Origin of the sequence: Bacteroides sp. 1_1_30, from assembly GCF_020982715.1 — a bacterium.
Classification (GTDB): domain Bacteria; phylum Bacteroidota; class Bacteroidia; order Bacteroidales; family Bacteroidaceae; genus Bacteroides; species Bacteroides xylanisolvens.
Genome location: NZ_JAJKHN010000118.1, coordinates 1 through 15,597, shown reverse-complemented (window position 1 = coordinate 15,597; position 15,597 = coordinate 1). Strand labels below are relative to the sequence as shown.

General features: G+C 42.0%; 13 protein-coding genes and 1 pseudogene. 12 read left to right on the top strand and 2 right to left on the bottom strand.

Features of this window, described 5'->3' with window-relative positions; translation table 11 throughout:
- Positions 1–221 precede the first annotated feature (221 nt).
- Positions 222–719 carry a thioredoxin gene (gene trxA / locus LPH68_RS23510; RefSeq protein WP_009039898.1) on the bottom strand — a complete coding sequence of 166 codons (498 nt, stop codon included), beginning with the start codon at positions 717–719 and terminating at the stop codon, positions 222–224.
- A 515-nt stretch (positions 720–1,234) separates the two neighbouring features.
- On the opposite strand from trxA, the pseudogene LPH68_RS23505 reads away from it, so the two are divergent.
- The 4 genes and pseudogenes from LPH68_RS23505 (at position 1,235) to LPH68_RS23490 (ending at position 5,119) form a co-directional block, all read left to right on the top strand.
- Positions 1,235–2,632: pseudogene (locus LPH68_RS23505) on the top strand (RtcB family protein).
- 4 nt (positions 2,633–2,636) lie between these two features.
- The gene (prfH, locus tag LPH68_RS23500; protein ID WP_151922906.1) at positions 2,637–3,257 is read left to right on the top strand and encodes a peptide chain release factor H; all 621 of its coding nucleotides are present in this window, start codon (positions 2,637–2,639) and stop codon (positions 3,255–3,257) included.
- A 43-nt stretch (positions 3,258–3,300) separates the two neighbouring features.
- Positions 3,301–4,035: an RNA ligase family protein gene (locus LPH68_RS23495; RefSeq protein ID WP_008019617.1), complete on the top strand. Its 735-nt coding sequence runs from the start codon at positions 3,301–3,303 to the stop codon at positions 4,033–4,035.
- Positions 4,010–5,119: an AAA family ATPase gene (locus LPH68_RS23490; RefSeq protein WP_055235365.1), complete on the top strand. Its 1,110-nt coding sequence runs from the start codon at positions 4,010–4,012 to the stop codon at positions 5,117–5,119. Before LPH68_RS23495 ends, LPH68_RS23490 begins: the two co-directional genes overlap by 26 nt.
- Before the next feature lie 324 nt (positions 5,120–5,443).
- On the opposite strand, the gene LPH68_RS23485 is transcribed toward LPH68_RS23490, so the two are convergent.
- Positions 5,444–6,943: an L-lactate permease gene (locus LPH68_RS23485; protein WP_004314807.1), complete on the bottom strand. Its 1,500-nt coding sequence runs from the start codon at positions 6,941–6,943 to the stop codon at positions 5,444–5,446.
- A 512-nt stretch (positions 6,944–7,455) separates the two neighbouring features.
- Between LPH68_RS23485 and LPH68_RS23475 the strand changes: the two genes are divergently transcribed.
- The 8 genes from LPH68_RS23475 to LPH68_RS23440 all read left to right on the top strand — a co-directional run.
- Positions 7,456–9,000, top strand: a complete 1,545-nt coding sequence (locus LPH68_RS23475; RefSeq protein ID WP_004314805.1) for an acyl-CoA carboxylase subunit beta — start codon at positions 7,456–7,458, stop codon at positions 8,998–9,000.
- Positions 9,001–9,057: 57 nt separating this feature from the next.
- Complete coding sequence (gene accC / locus LPH68_RS23470; protein WP_151922907.1) at positions 9,058–10,569, top strand: acetyl-CoA carboxylase biotin carboxylase subunit; 1,512 nt, start codon at positions 9,058–9,060, stop codon at positions 10,567–10,569.
- Between the two features lie 29 nt (positions 10,570–10,598).
- Positions 10,599–11,123: a biotin/lipoyl-containing protein gene (locus tag LPH68_RS23465; RefSeq protein ID WP_074705588.1), complete on the top strand. Its 525-nt coding sequence runs from the start codon at positions 10,599–10,601 to the stop codon at positions 11,121–11,123.
- A gap of 87 nt (positions 11,124–11,210) precedes the next feature.
- Complete coding sequence (locus LPH68_RS23460; RefSeq protein ID WP_151922908.1) at positions 11,211–13,568, top strand: PAS domain-containing protein; 2,358 nt, start codon at positions 11,211–11,213, stop codon at positions 13,566–13,568.
- A 231-nt stretch (positions 13,569–13,799) separates the two neighbouring features.
- Complete coding sequence (locus tag LPH68_RS23455; protein WP_230297172.1) at positions 13,800–14,342, top strand: transposase; 543 nt, start codon at positions 13,800–13,802, stop codon at positions 14,340–14,342.
- Between the two features lie 215 nt (positions 14,343–14,557).
- Positions 14,558–14,872, top strand: coding sequence for a nucleotidyltransferase domain-containing protein (locus LPH68_RS23450; protein WP_004316066.1), 315 nt, complete (start codon positions 14,558–14,560; stop codon positions 14,870–14,872).
- On the top strand, positions 14,869–15,291 hold the full coding sequence (locus LPH68_RS23445; RefSeq protein ID WP_004316065.1) for a HEPN domain-containing protein: 423 nt from the start codon (positions 14,869–14,871) through the stop codon (positions 15,289–15,291). Before LPH68_RS23450 ends, LPH68_RS23445 begins: the two co-directional genes overlap by 4 nt.
- Positions 15,292–15,367: 76 nt before the next feature.
- Positions 15,368–15,597, top strand: a 230-nt coding sequence (locus tag LPH68_RS23440) for an AAA family ATPase (protein WP_230297171.1), incomplete at its 3' end; no start/stop codon positions are given.

Sequence of the window (15,597 nt, the reverse complement as noted above, 5' to 3'; positions counted from 1 at the left end):
ATTCCTGAAGGCAAGAACAAGCTTAAAGAAGCAACAGGATCAATCGTTTGGGAAGAGGATGTTTTCATGATGCAAAAATAAGAATTTTAACGCAATCCCCCAAGGTTTCAGACTGAGCCCAAATATGTTTGTTCTTATCATTTGGCATATATAAACAGCCCTCTATCCATCTTCTAAAGACGAATAGAGGGCAGTTGCCATGACGAGAAAAAAGTCGAAGTCTATTGCTTTGCTTCGTTATTTTGTTTCAGAAGAAATTCATCAATTGCTTTTTTAAGCTGGTCTTTAGGCATAGCTCCCTGCATGATTCTCGGTTCCTCTTTCATCGGAATCATCAATAGGGTAGGGATGCTGCGGATACCGAATGCTGCTGCCAGATCTTGTTCTTTGTCCACATCAATCTGGTAGATATCTACTTTGCCGCTATATTCTTTGCTAAGTTCTTCCAGAATCGGGTGTATCACTTTGCAGGGACCGCACCAGGTAGCATAGAAATCTACGATGGCAGGACGGCTGCCTTCAAATTTCCAATCGTTCGGATTGGCTTCATAGTTATATATCTTCTTTAAAAAATCTGCTTTATTTAATGCTACTACTTCCATTTTATTGTCCTCCTTTGTTGGTTCATTGCTTTTTTTATTTTCTCCGCTGTTTCCCGCGCAAGCCGTGGCTGCCAGTGTCAAGACGAAGACACTTAATAAACTTTTTATCTGTTTCATATATTATCTTTCTTTTTGTTTTTATCTGATGCAAAGATAGGTGATATAAAGGGACCATAAAATAGCAATTTGGCAGAAACTCTTGGCAAAACTTCCCTCGGATAGTTATTGAACACTAAAATTTGTCTATTAATCTTTGGAAGATATAAAAATAAGCATTACTTTTGCCGCGATAAAATGAGTATTCACCCTTTAAAATTGATGGAAAGGGTATTAATTATGTTGGAGTTATAATATTTTCAAATTAGGACTAAGTTGTCTCGTCGGAAGGATGAGGCTTTGCAACTTATTATTTTTTATATTGAACTGATGGTTCTTACATTGACCGCAATTCTACTAACAGGCGGCAATGGTTGATTAGTCCTGCAATCACATTTATTATTTTTAAAATTAATCACTTCAATGCGGTGGGAGGGTATTTTATATCCGTATCCTAAGCATTGGTATCACGTGTATTGCATCGTCGTTTGCCGGTGAGGCTGACAGGGAATGTTGTATGCGAATGAAAAAAGAGTATGGGAATACGATTAAAAGATTTAAGTAAACTGGGATATCGGGATAATGTTGCCCGTAGTCTGGTAGTGGACATTGTGAGCAAACATTGCAAATATAACACGAAAGAACAGATTGAAATGAAATTGAGCGATATACTCGAGCATCCCGAGTCTTACAAAAACAATGAAATATGGAATAAGCTGGCCGAACGCCTTTCGCCAACTATAGTAGCGAAAGAGTTTATAGCTTATGATCTACTGGATGAGCCGTTGATGTATAAAACCTATGGAGGTAAATTTATCGAGACGCTTGCCAAACAACAAATGAACTTGGCTATGCGCTTGCCTGTAACAGTGGGCGGAGCATTGATGCCTGACGCTCATGCCGGATACGGGTTGCCTATCGGTGGAGTGCTTGCTACGGATAATGCGGTGATTCCGTATGCCGTAGGAGTTGATATCGGCTGCCGGATGAGTCTGACAGTATTCGATGCCGGAGCAGATTTTCTGAAACGGTATGCCTATCAGATGAAAGAAGCCTTGAAAGACTTCACCCATTTCGGTATGGATGGCGGATTGAGTTTTGAGCAGGAACATGAAGTATTGGATAGGGAGGAATTCCGTCTGACGCCTTTATTGAGGGACTTGCATGGAAAGGCCGTCCGTCAACTGGGGAGTTCAGGTGGTGGCAATCATTTTGTAGAGTTCGGCGAGATCACTTTGCAAGAAAAAAACGTGCTGAATCTTCCGGAAGGAAGTTACTTGGCGTTGCTGTCACATTCCGGTTCACGAGGATTGGGGGCTGCTATTGCAAAACATTACAGTCTGCTGGCACGTGAAGTGTGCAGGCTTCCCCGTGAAGCACAACATTTTGCCTGGTTGGATTTGAACACGGAAGAGGGGCAGGAGTATTGGATGAGTATGAATCTGGCGGGTGATTATGCCCGTGCCTGTCATGAACGGATTCATTTGAATTTAGCGAAAGCCTTAGGGTTGAAGCCTCTCGCTAATGTCAATAATCATCATAACTTCGCTTGGAAAGAGGAAATAACACCGGGACGTATGGCAATCGTCCATCGTAAAGGAGCCACTCCGGCGTAAAAGGGACAAGCGGGATTGATTCCCGGAAGTATGGCCACCCTGGGTTATCTGGTTTGTGGCAAAGGGGTGGAAGAAGCGTTGAATTCGGCTTCTCATGGAGCCGGCAGGGCAATGTCCCGCCAAAAGGCAAAAGATAGTTTTACGCAATCGGCTTTGAAGAAGTTACTGTCGCAAGCAGGAGTTACTTTGATTGGTGGGAGTGTGGAAGAAATGCCGTTGGCATACAAGGACATTGACAGAGTGATGTATACGCAGGAGACGCTGGTGGAAGTGCAGGGTAAATTTATGCCTCGCATTGTACGAATGAATAAAGAATGATGCGATGAAAGAAAAAGTCTATTTACAAATTACTTCCGGCAGAGGACCTGCGGAATGTTGCCGGGTAGTGGCTTTAGTGCTCGAGAGAATCGTGAAACAAGCGCAAGCGAGAGGTTTGAAAGTGGAAATGATAGAGCGGGAGGTAGGGCCGGTGAACCGTACTTTGCTTTCGGCTGTCATTTCCCTTCAAGGGGCAGCCTGTGATGAAGTGGTGGATGAATGGGAAGGAACAGTGCAATGGATAGCTCAAAGTCCGTATCGCATTTATCATAAGCGGAAAAACTGGTTTGTCGGTGTTCATTCGTTTGTTTTGTCCGAGAGTCAGGAGGTTACGGAACATGATTTCCGTTATGAAACCTTGCGTGCTTCCGGACCTAGCGGACAACACGTCAACAAGACAGAATCGGCAGTACGTGCGGTGCATATTCCTACGGGAATGAGTGTGGTAGCTTCCGACCAACGCTCGCAATGGCAGAACAAGAAACTGGCAACAGAACGTTTATTGGTGAAACTCTCGTCCTGGACGATGGAACAAGCCATGATTCAGGCACAGGAAAACTGGGTCAGTCACAATCATCTTCAGCGGGGGAATCCGGTGAAGGTGATTCAGGAATCACTCGTTTAGCTGTGCAAAAAAGAATGAGTATTTAATTAAAAAGAAGAAGAAAATGATATCAGAGAAATATGGTCGTACCTATCACTATCCGTTCTCTCCCGGAACGACTAGTGATGACCGGATTAATCATACGTATTGGGAAGATATTCAACGGATTAAGACATTGGTGCATACCGAGAAGTTGGATGGAGAGAATAATTGTTTAAGTCAGTGGGGTGTCTTTGCCCGTTCGCATGCGGCTCCCACCACTTCGCCCTGGACGAGGCAACTGCGGGAACGTTGGGAATTGATAAAGAATGATTTGGGTGATATAGAAATCTTTGGAGAAAATCTATACGCCATACATTCTATTGAATATCAGCGATTAGAAACGCATTTTTATATCTTTGCAGTTCGTTGCATGGATCAATGGTTGTCATGGGAAGAAGTGAAGTTTTATGCAGCTTTATTTGACTTGCCTACTGTTCCGGAGTTGAAGATAGAACCTGTTTCCGGTTTAACGCCGGAACTTTTAAAACAGGAAATCATTGATATGTCACAAGACCCGTCTGTTTTCGGTTCATGTGATCCGTGGACAAAAGTGGCTTGTACTCGTGAAGGAGTAGTCAGCCGCAATATCGAGGAATATCCGGTAAGCGAATTTGCGCATCATGTGTTTAAGTATGTGCGAAAAGGACACGTCAAAACAGATGAGCATTGGACGCGTAATTGGAAACGTGCCCCGCTTGTCTGGGAATTGAGTAATGAAAAGGAGAATAATGATGAATTGGAAATTGATAGAAGATAAATCGTGGTGCTCACTTGAACAGCAGTTCGAGTGGGTACGCGAAATGAATGTAGTCCCGCAAGATACTTGTTATCACGCGGAGGGAAGTGTGGCCGAGCATACCCGTATGGTGTTGGAAGCATTGCAGCAGTCTTCTGCTTATCAGACTCTCTGCACCTTGGAGAAAGAAATTATTTGGACATCTGCATTGTTGCATGATGTTGAAAAACGTTCGACTTCCGTGGATGAAGGAGAGGGGCGGGTATCTGCTAAAGGGCACGCCAGAAAAGGAGAGTACACTACCCGTACTATTTTATACCGGGATTGTCCTGCTCCGTTCCATATTCGGGAGCAGATTGCGTCTTTAGTCCGGTATCACGGATTGCCTGTTTGGCTGATGGAGAAGTCGGATTCTGTAAAGAAACTCTGTGAAGCTTCTTTACGGGTAGATACTTCATTACTGAAAATGTTGGCTGAAGCTGATGTCAGAGGACGTATTTGTGAAGATAAGAATGGGTTGTTGGAAGCAGTGGAACTGTTTGAGATTTTCTGCCGTGAACAAGATTGTTGGAGTAAACCGAGAGAGTTTGCCACAGATTATGCACGCTTTCATTACTTCCATGCAGAAGGCAGTTATATTGATTATATCCCTCACGAACAGTTTAAATGTGAAGTGACGATGTTGTCAGGACTTCCGGGAATGGGGAAAGACTATTATATTCAGTCTGCTGGCATGGATATGCCGGTGGTGAGCTTGGATGCCATTCGTCGCAAGTACAAATTGAGTCCCACGGATAAGTCGGCGAATGGACGGGTAGTGCAAATGGCGAAGGAAGAAGCCAGAACGTATCTTCGCAAAGGACAGGATTTTGTTTGGAATGCTACTAACATAACTCGTCAGATGCGTGCCCAACTGATTGATCTGTTTGTTGATTATGGTGCAAAAGTGAAGATAGTCTATCTGGAACAGCCCTATCACACTTGGCGTCAACAAAATAAAAGCAGGGAATATGCACTTCCTGAATCTGTATTGGATAAGATGTTGGATAAACTGGAGGTTCCTCAACTGACGGAAGCGCATGAAGTGGTATATCATGTGGTATAAGTAACTTATAGAACTTATACAAATAATGACCGAATAGTTTCAAAATATGTTTCAAGCCTTGAAACAGTTCGTTTCTCGGTGTGAAACACTTTGTTTCAATGCTTGAAACGCTTTGTTTCCCAGTGTGAAACACTTTGTCCCAAGTAATGAAACAAAGTGGAACTACTGTTAACCGGAAATTTTCCAATGAGTAATTACGAGGCAGGTTGAAAGTAACCGTTTACCCTCCCACCTGTAACCATGATGAATAAGCGGTTTGAGCTAATAGGGAGAGGGTGTGAGGGTAAAGACATCGTAAACTTATTAGAGATATCTTTGGGGTAATCAACTGAAAATATAAACAATAATTCCGGTAATCGCCACATACACCAACGCATAAGGAATAGCCGCTTTCAGTATTTCACCTTCTTTTCCCTGTTGGTTTCCCGCAGAAGTAGCAATAGCAATACTTTGTGGAGAGATAATCTTACCACCTGTAGCACCTACTGTATTTGCAGCGGACAGCCAATCCGGGCTGACATGAATTTGCCCTGCAACACTTGCTTGCAACTTTCCGAAAAGGATATTGGAAGAGGTGTCGCTTCCGGTGATAAACGTTCCCAGACAACCGATGACCGGAGCAAACAGTGGATACAAACTTCCCGTAGCCGTAGCCAGTGCCGTGGCAATCACAGCAATCATTCCGGCACTATCCATAATTGTGGATAATCCCACAAGGCAGATCACGGTGATGAATGTTTTCTTTAATTGCTTCACTGTATTCCAAAGAACGATGAACAGGTCTTTTACTTTAGCTCCTTGAATTAATCCACCGATAAAAGTTCCGATGAAAAGCAATACCCCGGCATGAGTTAGCCAGGAAATGGTATAATTGACGGTGGAAGCATTGATGGGCAAACTGATTCGGGTTATCCAGTTATTCTCTAATGTATGACGCAATTCCGGGAAGAGGGGACTGGTCAGAATGATTAAAAATAGAATCAGCAAATAGATGCTCCATGCATTCAGTATATCTTTTGTTTTCAGATGGCTTTTCCGTGCTTTCTCTTCTTTAGAGGCAGTCAGTTTTCCATAAAGAACAATCACGATAATCGAAAGAATACTGCCGATAATGGCCGGAGATTCAGCACCCATATACTTGGCAGCCAGATACTGGCTGACTAAAGAAACTCCGCCTACTAATAAGGCAAGAAATATATTTTTGGGAAGCGATTTAAGTTTGGAGTCAGTAAGGAAAAGCAAAACCAGCGGAATCAGGAACATCAAAACGGATAACTGCAATACGACATTCGTGCTAAGATGCAATACATCCAAATTCGTTTCTTTGGCTAATACCAACACCGGAGTTCCGATCGCTCCGAAAGCGGTGGCTACACTGTTGGCAATCAAACTTACAGTTGCCGAAAAGATAGGCTTAAATCCCAGACTGATAAGAATGGCTGCCGGAATGGCAACTGCTGTCCCAAAGCCGGCCATCGCTTCCAGTAGTCCGCCGAATCCCCAAGTCAGTAATAACACCTGGATACTTTTATCGGTAGAAATAGAAGCGAATTGCTGTTTGATAATCTCCATCTTTTCTGTTTTCAACAATACGTTGTAACTGAAAATAGCCATCAGGATAATGATTAAGATAGGAGAGACGGCTTTTAACGCCCCATATAAAAAGGAGTAAAACAGATTGTCTACTGAAAAAGCGAAGCCGAAAATAGCAATCAGCATCGTCACGATCAGAGAAATGATACTACTTTTGTCACCCGGCATTTTAAAGAATGCCATTAATATAATCAACAGTAACACCGGAATAATAGCAAGGATCAAGGTCATAATTATCAGATTTAAAAAGTGGAACGTCGTTTATTATTGATATAACAAACAAACGTCCCACTTTGGTCGGTTGAATAAAAAGATTTTTCTGTTTATTTCATTTTCACGCTAAGAATTTGTTGTAATTGTTTTAAGTTGGCCAGCGCAGCTTCGTTACCTAGCTTTGCTGCCTTTCGGATAGCTGTTGGCTACCTGATACATTTCGTTCAGACTAAGGTATTTCGGATTTTCCCTGATAATGATGCGGCCTTGTTCAACATCGAAGTTGACAACGGTATAGGTTTTATTAAAAATGATAAGCGATAAACAGAAAAGCGGGGAAGTTTGTTGTCGCAACCTGCAAAAAAAGCTCCCTAAATAAATGGATAAAGATGTTTTAAGGCATAAATGCTAACATTTTCCACACATGAGGCGTTCATTATATAAAAGTACTTTGTGTAATCAATATGACAATGATTTCATATATTACTGTTTATTTTTACACACACATACAACTTTAATAACTACAGCCTATGAAAGAGCTTATTAACAACCTGGAAGAACTGAACAGGAAAGCAGAAAAAGGCGGCGGAGACGCTCGCATTGAAAAACAACATTCTGTGGGAAAACTGACCGCCCGTGAACGCATCGATTTATTATTGGAGAAAGGTTCGTTTATCGAACTGGATAAGTTGGTAACCCATCGGTGTACCGATTTCGGTATGGAAAAGCAGAAATTTGCCGGAGACGGGGTAGTGACGGGATACGGTATGATTGGCAAGCGCCTGGTTTATGTCTTTGCACAGGATTTCACCGTATTTGGTGGAGCTCTTTCGGAAACGCACGCTAAGAAAATTTGTAAAGTGATGGACATGGCTATGCAAATGGGAGCACCCATCATCGGACTGAACGACTCTGGCGGTGCACGAATTCAGGAAGGGGTACGTTCTTTGGCCGGATATGCCGAGATATTCCTGCGCAACTCTATGGCATCCGGAGTGATTCCGCAGATTAGTGCGATCATGGGCCCATGTGCCGGAGGTGCGGTTTATTCTCCTGCATTGACAGATTTTATCCTGATGGTGAAAAATTCCGGTTATATGTTTATTACAGGACCGGATGTGGTGAGAAGTGTGACACAGGAAGAAGTCACTAAAGAGGAACTCGGCGGAGTAGGCGTACACATGACAAAGTCCGGTGTAGCTCATCTTTCTGCGGAGAATGATATTGAGTGTATTAATTATATTCGTGAATTGATTTCCTATCTGCCGGGAAATAATATGGAAGAGCCTCCGTTTGTAGCTACAAACGATTCGCCGACCCGTCTGACTCCGGAACTGGCTAATTTGATTCCAACCAATCCGAATCAGCCGTATAATATAAAAGAAATGATTGAAGCAGTGGCTGATGATAATAGTTTCTTCGAACTTCAGGCAGAGTATGCTGCGAATATTGTGACCGGCTATATCCGGCTGAATGGAAAAACAGTGGGAGTGGTGGCTAATCAGCCATTGGTACTTGCAGGCACGCTGGATATTAACGCATCTGTCAAAGCTGCCCGTTTTGTCCGCTTCTGCGATGCTTTCAATATCCCTTTACTGACACTGGTAGATGTGCCGGGATTCCTTCCGGGAATCGATCAGGAATATGGCGGAATTATTCGTAACGGGGCAAAATTGCTTTATGCTTATTGTGAGGCTACAGTGCCGAAAGTTACGGTTATCACCCGCAAAGCATACGGTGGCGCTTATGATGTGATGAGCTCCAAGCATATCCGCGGAGATGTCAATCTTGCTTTTCCTACTGCCGAAATAGCTGTGATGGGACCGGATGGAGCTGTGAATATTCTTTTCCGTAAGGATATAGATAAGGCCGGAAACCCCGAAGAAAAACGGAAAGAACTTCAGGATGATTATCGCGGGAAGTTTGCCAATCCTTACCGGGCGGCGGAATTGGGATATGTGGATGAAGTGATTGATCCGGCGGTAACCCGTTTGCGGTTGATTCGAAGTTTCGAGATGCTTGCCAACAAACGGCAGTCTAATCCTCCTAAGAAACATTCGAATCTTCCGCTTTAATAAGTTGAGAGTGGAGAGTTGAGAATGGAGAGTGTTCATTAAAAGAATAAAAAGATTATGATAAAGAAAATATTAGTAGCCAACCGCGGTGAAATAGCGATGCGAATCTTCCGTACCTGTCGGGTGATGAATATCGCAACGGTGGCTGTTTATACCCATGTAGACCGCGGAGCTTTGCATGTACGTTATGCAGAAGAAGCCTATTGCATCTCCGAATCGCCCGAAGATACTTCCTACCTGAAGCCGGAATTGATCTTGTCCATTGCTAAAAAGACCGGTGCTGCTATTCATCCGGGATATGGTTTCTTGTCGGAGAATGCGGATTTTGCCCGCCGTTGTGAAGAAGAAGGAGTGATTTTTATCGGACCGAGTGCGGACATTATTTCCAAAATGGGAATCAAGACAGAAGCCCGCAAGATTATGCGTGAAGCAGGATTACCCATTGTTCCCGGAACCGAGACACCTGTGCAGGGGATTGATGAAGTGAAGAAGGTGGCCAATGAAGTAGGTTATCCCATTATGCTGAAAGCACTTGCCGGAGGTGGAGGAAAAGGAATGCGCTTGGTACGCACGGAAGAAGAAGTGGAAACGGCTCTTCGTTTGTCGCAATCCGAAGCAGGGACTTCTTTTGGCAATGATGCGGTATATATTGAGAAATACATCGAGAATCCCCATCATATCGAAGTTCAGATCATGGGAGATAAATATGGCAATGTGGTCCATCTTTACGAACGTGAATGTTCCATTCAGCGTCGTAACCAAAAAGTGATAGAGGAAAGTCCTTCTCCTTTTGTGAAAGAAGAGACTAGAAAGAAGATGTTGAAGGTTGCTGTGGAAGCCTGTAAGAAAATAGGATATTACAGTGCCGGGACATTGGAGTTTATGATGGATAAAGACCAAAACTTCTACTTCCTCGAGATGAATACCCGTTTGCAGGTAGAACATCCTGTGACGGAGGAATGTACGGGAGTTGACCTGGTTCGGGATATGATAACAGTTGCTGCCGGAAATCCGTTACCTTATAAACAGGATGATATTCAGTTTAGCGGAGCAGCTATCGAATGTCGTATTTATGCGGAAGATCCGGAGAATAACTTCATGCCTTCTCCCGGTGTGATTACTGTTCGTGAAGCTCCCGAAGGGCGTAACCTGCGTCTTGACAGTGCCGCTTATGCCGGATTTGAAGTCTCTCTGCATTATGACCCGATGATTGCCAAGCTATGTTGTTGGGGACGTACCCGTGCTTCTGCCATTTCCAATATGGCACGTGCTTTGCGCGAGTATAAGATTTTGGGAATTAAAACAACAATTCCTTTCCATCAACGTGTATTGAAGAATGCAGCTTTCCTGAAAGGCGAATATGATACAACGTTTATTGATACGCGCTTTGATAAGGAAGATCTGAAACGCCGTCAGAATACCGATCCGACAGTGGCTGTCATTGCTGCCGCAGTGAGACACTACGAGCGGGAGAAAGAAGCGGCTTCCCGTGCCACAACGCTTCCGGTGGTAGGCGAATCGCTCTGGAAGTATTATGGTAAGTTGCAGATGACTGCTAATAATTATTGATGTAAGACTAAAAAATAACAGAACAGATTATGGGTACAACATTAGCTACATATTACGCCAAGCTCCAGGACATGCCGGATAGTGAATATAAGGTGGAAATACTGGAGGACGGACCAATCAAGAAGATTGCAGTCAATGGCAAAATATATGAGGTCGATTATAACATGGGTGGGGACTCTATCCATTCGATCATCATCGATCACCACTCGCATGGAGTGCAGATTTCTCCCTCTTCCAATAATTCATATACAATCATGAATAAAGGGGAGCTTTATCAGATTGAATTGCAGGGAGAAATGGAGAAGATACATAATGCCCGCACTGCTGCCGAGTCTGTGGGACGTCAGGTAGTACAGGCACCGATGCCGGGAGTAATACTGAAGACGTATGTAAAGAAAGGAGACCGTGTGAAACGTGGCGATCCGCTTTGCGTATTGGTGGCAATGAAGATGGAGAATGAGATACGTTCGGTGACGGATGGAGTAGTTAAAGAGGTATTTGTGGAAGATGGCATGAAGGTGGGATTGAACGACCGGATCATGGTAATTGAATGATTTTCAAAAAAAAACTAGCTTTTGCGTACTTATCTTCAAAAAAATATTTACTTTTGGCAGATAAGTACGCATTTATTCTGATATATCATGAACACCGAACAAAACCAAAAAGCACTATTAGAACAGCTGGAAGCGCTAAAGAAAGAAAATGAGCAGCTCAAAAAGGAGCTTTCTATTCTTAGGAATGAGAATATAAGTAATCGTCCCGTTAGTTTCAAAGAAAAATATGCTGTCAGGATTCTGGACTCTTTGCCGGATATGCTGACTGTCTTCAATCAGAACGAAGTAGGCATTGAAGTTGTTTCCAATGAAGAAACCAATCATGTCGGAATATCAAACAAAGATTTTAAGGGAATGTATATGCGGGAAATGGTTCCACCGGAAGCATATCAGAATATTCACTCCAATATGCGTCAGGCTGTCAGCACGGGAGCTGTTTCAACCGCCCATCATGAATTGGATTTTAATGGTGAACATCATCATTACGAAAATCGTATCTTTCCGTTGGATGAGGAGTATGTATTGATTATGTGTCGTGATATAACGGAGCGGGTGACCACGCAAAGGCAACTGGAGGTTTTCAAGAGTGTACTCGATAAAGTGAGTGACAGCATTCTTGCCGTATCGGAAGACGGGACATTGGTTTATGCAAATAAGCAATTTATAGAAGAATACGGAGTTACCCAACAGATGGGTATCCAAAAGATATATGATCTGCCTGTCTCTATGACAACAAAGGAGGCGTGGGAAAGACGTCTTCAGGAAATACGTGACAATGATGGCACTTTTGCTTATCGTGCTGCCTATATGCGGAAAGGTGAAGATAAAGAGCGGATGCATCAAGTATCTACATTTCTGATTCGTGAGAATAATGAAGAACTGACTTGGTTCTTTACACAGGATATTACTGATGTTATAAAGAAACAGGATGAACTTCGCGAACTAAATCTATTGCTGGATGGTATTTTGAATAATATCCCAGTCTATTTGTTTGTGAAAGACCCGGAAAATGATTTTAGGTATTTGTATTGGAACAAAGCATTTGCCGACCATTCAGGTATCCCGGCGTCTAAAGCGATCGGACATACGGACTATGAAGTATTTCCGAGTCATGGAGACGCAGAGAAATTCCGTAAGGATGATTTGGAATTACTTCAGACCCATAAGCGTATTGATATGCAGGAAACGTATCTTTCCGCCACTGGGAAAGCGCGTATTGTACAGACATTAAAGGCGCTTGTGCCGATGGAAGGACGCAAACCGTTGCTGATTGGTATCTCTTGGGATATTACTAATCTTCAGAATATTGAGCAGGAACTGATAAAGGCAAGGATTAAGGCGGAGCAATCCGACCGATTGAAAAGTGCTTTCCTTGCTAATATGAGCCATGAGATCCGGACACCACTGAATGCAATTGTAGGATTCTCTCAATTATTGCCTGCTGCCGAAACTGCTGAAGAGAAAAAGCTCTATTCGGGTATTATCAATCAGAATTCGGATATTTTGTTGCAACTGATTAATGATATTCTGGATTTATCGAAGATAGAAGCCGGGACACTGGAATATATCAAGCGTCCAATGAATCTGGGAGAAGTTTGCCGGACAATTTATGCTGTTCATAAAGAACGTGTGAAAGAAGGGGTAACTCTTGTTTTTGATAATGAGGATGAGAATTTATTCATTGAGGGAGATCAGAACCGTATCATGCAGGTGATAACGAATTTCCTGACTAATGCGAGTAAATTTACGTATGCAGGAGAGATTCGTTTGGGTTTTGAGCGGACGGATAAAAATATTCGTGTATATGTGAAGGATACAGGAATAGGAATAGAGCCGGAAAAAGTAGACCATGTCTTCGAGCGTTTTGTCAAACTGAACTCTTTTGCTCAAGGCACAGGATTAGGGCTATCTATCTGTCAGATGATTATCGAAAAGATCGGTGGAGAAATAGGGGTGACTTCTGAATTGGGTAAAGGCTCTACGTTCTATTTCACGATTCCTTATGAAGAAGCCGGAGAACTCGGCGAAATCTTTAAAATGTCAAAGACGGAATCTAAAGGAAATACTGTAAATCGTGTGCAACAGATCAAAAAGATTTTGGTAGCGGAAGATGTAGAAAGTAATTTCATCCTGCTGAAGAATCTGATCGGCAGGGAATATACATTGCTTTGGGCTAAGGATGGGGTGGAAGCCATTGAAATGTATAAGCAGTATCAACCGGACTTAATTCTGATGGATATAAAAATGCCACGCATGGATGGATTGGAAGCAACGCATATCATTCGTTCTTATTCCAAAGAGGTTCCTATTATTGCTTTGACGGCTTATGCTTTTGAAACGGATAAAGAATTGGCTTTGGAGATGGGATGCAATGATTTTGTGACTAAACCGGTTTCGGAAAGAACTTTGAGAAAGGCTTTGGATAAATATTCGACTATTGTTTAATGAATAGATGCGACAGAAGAGAAAAGCCCGCAAAATCAGTGAATAATTGTAGAATGTTCTACCATTACGCGCTTACGCAGCAGATATATAAGAAGGTTCCAGCGGATTTATAATCCGCTGGTCTTTTGTATCAGGATTTTTAGTCCGCTTGTCGTGTCCGATCGTTTAAAAACCTTTGTCTCTTTCGATTTTAATCGTACATTTATCCTCTCTAATCAAATTAGTATATCAATGGATACTGCGAATCGAGTTTTAGATGAATTATATTTTGTTACTTCTACCGTTGTCGATTGGATAGATATCTTTACCCGTCCTAAATACAAGCATATAATTCTGGAGTCACTAGCCTATTGTCAGGAGAAAAAAGGCTTAAGAATTTATGCCTGGGTATTAATGAGTAACCATTTGCACATGATTGTCAGTTCCGGAACAGAAGCAACAGTTTCGGATATCCTTCGAGATTTTAAAAAGTTCACTAGTAAACGTATTATGGCAGAACTCGAAACAGATCCTCAAGAAAGTCGTCGCGAATGGATGTTGGATCGTTTTCGCTTTGCCGGAGCTAATGACAAAAAAATATCTAAGTATCGTTTTTGGCAAGAAGGTAATCATCCCGAATTAATTTATTTGCATGACTTCTTTCTGCAAAAATTGAATTATATTCATAATAATCCGGTGAAGCAGGAGATTGTTGCACGACAGGAAGATTATTTATATAGTTCGGCGGTGAGTTATGCGGGTGATAAAGGACTGCTAGAGGTGATTTTGGTTTAGGAAGGTAGAGGTTAAGGAGCGGATTACAAATCCTGATACTCAAGCAATCGGATTGCAAATCCGATTGAACAGAGCAGATTGAACAGAGAACGGAAACCTACTTTAAATGATTTTATGGCGAACTTTCATGTAAGATGTGATGTTGTTTAGATAGAAAAATGTATCTTTGTAATGTAGTAAGTTTGATTCATTCATGCATTTAGAAAGAGTAAGAAATGAAGAGACCAGAGATTATAGAAGCTATTCGTGAAACATTAAAACGTGTTGCTCCCAATGCGCAGGCTATTTTATATGGCTCTGAGGCGCGTGGGGATGCCAGGCATGATAGTGATGTTGATTTACTCATTTTAGTGGAAGGTGACAAAATGACATTGGCTAAAGAAGAAGCTATCACATTACCTTTATATGAATTGGAATTGAAAACAGGTGTTAGTATTAGCCCGATAGTTGTTTTGAAGAAATTTTGGGAGAACCGGCCTTTTAAAACACCTTTTTATGTAAATGTGATAAACGAAGGTATTGTCTTATGAAAGAAATTCTAGATAAGGAAAGTAAGAAAGCACTGGTCGCTTATCGGATACAACGTGCTTATGAAACATTGAGAGAGGCTGAGGTTATGATACGTGAGTCATTCTATAATGCTGCTATTAACAGGCTGTATTATGCATGCTATTATGCAACTGTAGCTCTTCTTTTAAAATATGATATTCAAACGCAGACTCATAATGGGGTGAAGACGATGCTTGGTCTGCACTTTATTTCGACAGGAAAACTTCCTGTAAAAGTAGGAAAAACTTTTTCTACATTATTTGAAAAAAGGCATAGTGGAGATTATGATGACTTTGTATATTGTGACGAAGAAATGGTAAACAACTTATATCCACAAGCAGAGACTTTCATAAATAGTATTCAAGAATTAATAAGAGATAAAGAGTGGGAATCTATATAAGGAAGGTGAACCGTCCCAGTGGATTTTGAATCCGCTTGCTTCACTTATGTGTTGTTGATTTTTAAAAGAAGAGATTATGAGCAATAAAATTTATCCTATCGGTATTCAGAATTTTGAAAGCCTTCGTCAGGATGGTTATTTTTATATTGATAAAACGGCATTGATGTATCAAATGGTAAAGACCGGGCGTTATTACTTTTTGAGTCGTCCGCGCCGTTTCGGAAAGAGTGGCTCAGTTGTAATTCTTGGGGGATTAAGTTTAGTCAATTCCCTTCATGCATATACCTTTGCTAGCCTAAAAAGGAA

Bases quoted from the DNA above. Each gene is read 5' to 3' on its own strand.
- LPH68_RS23450 (WP_004316066.1), top strand. From the start codon at position 14,558: ATGAAGAGACCAGAGATTATAGAAGCTATTCGTGAAACATTAAAACGT.
- LPH68_RS23495 (WP_008019617.1), top strand. From the start codon at position 3,301: ATGATATCAGAGAAATATGGTCGTACCTATCACTATCCGTTCTCTCCC.
- LPH68_RS23455 (WP_230297172.1), top strand. From the start codon at position 13,800: ATGGATACTGCGAATCGAGTTTTAGATGAATTATATTTTGTTACTTCT.
- LPH68_RS23465 (WP_074705588.1), top strand. From the start codon at position 10,599: ATGGGTACAACATTAGCTACATATTACGCCAAGCTCCAGGACATGCCG.
- LPH68_RS23485 (WP_004314807.1), bottom strand. From the start codon at position 6,943: ATGACCTTGATCCTTGCTATTATTCCGGTGTTACTGTTGATTATATTA.
- LPH68_RS23445 (WP_004316065.1), top strand. From the start codon at position 14,869: ATGAAAGAAATTCTAGATAAGGAAAGTAAGAAAGCACTGGTCGCTTAT.
- LPH68_RS23475 (WP_004314805.1), top strand. From the start codon at position 7,456: ATGAAAGAGCTTATTAACAACCTGGAAGAACTGAACAGGAAAGCAGAA.
- LPH68_RS23490 (WP_055235365.1), top strand. From the start codon at position 4,010: ATGAATTGGAAATTGATAGAAGATAAATCGTGGTGCTCACTTGAACAG.
- accC (WP_151922907.1), top strand. From the start codon at position 9,058: ATGATAAAGAAAATATTAGTAGCCAACCGCGGTGAAATAGCGATGCGA.
- LPH68_RS23460 (WP_151922908.1), top strand. From the start codon at position 11,211: ATGAACACCGAACAAAACCAAAAAGCACTATTAGAACAGCTGGAAGCG.
- trxA (WP_009039898.1), bottom strand. From the start codon at position 719: ATGAAACAGATAAAAAGTTTATTAAGTGTCTTCGTCTTGACACTGGCA.
- prfH (WP_151922906.1), top strand. From the start codon at position 2,637: ATGAAAGAAAAAGTCTATTTACAAATTACTTCCGGCAGAGGACCTGCG.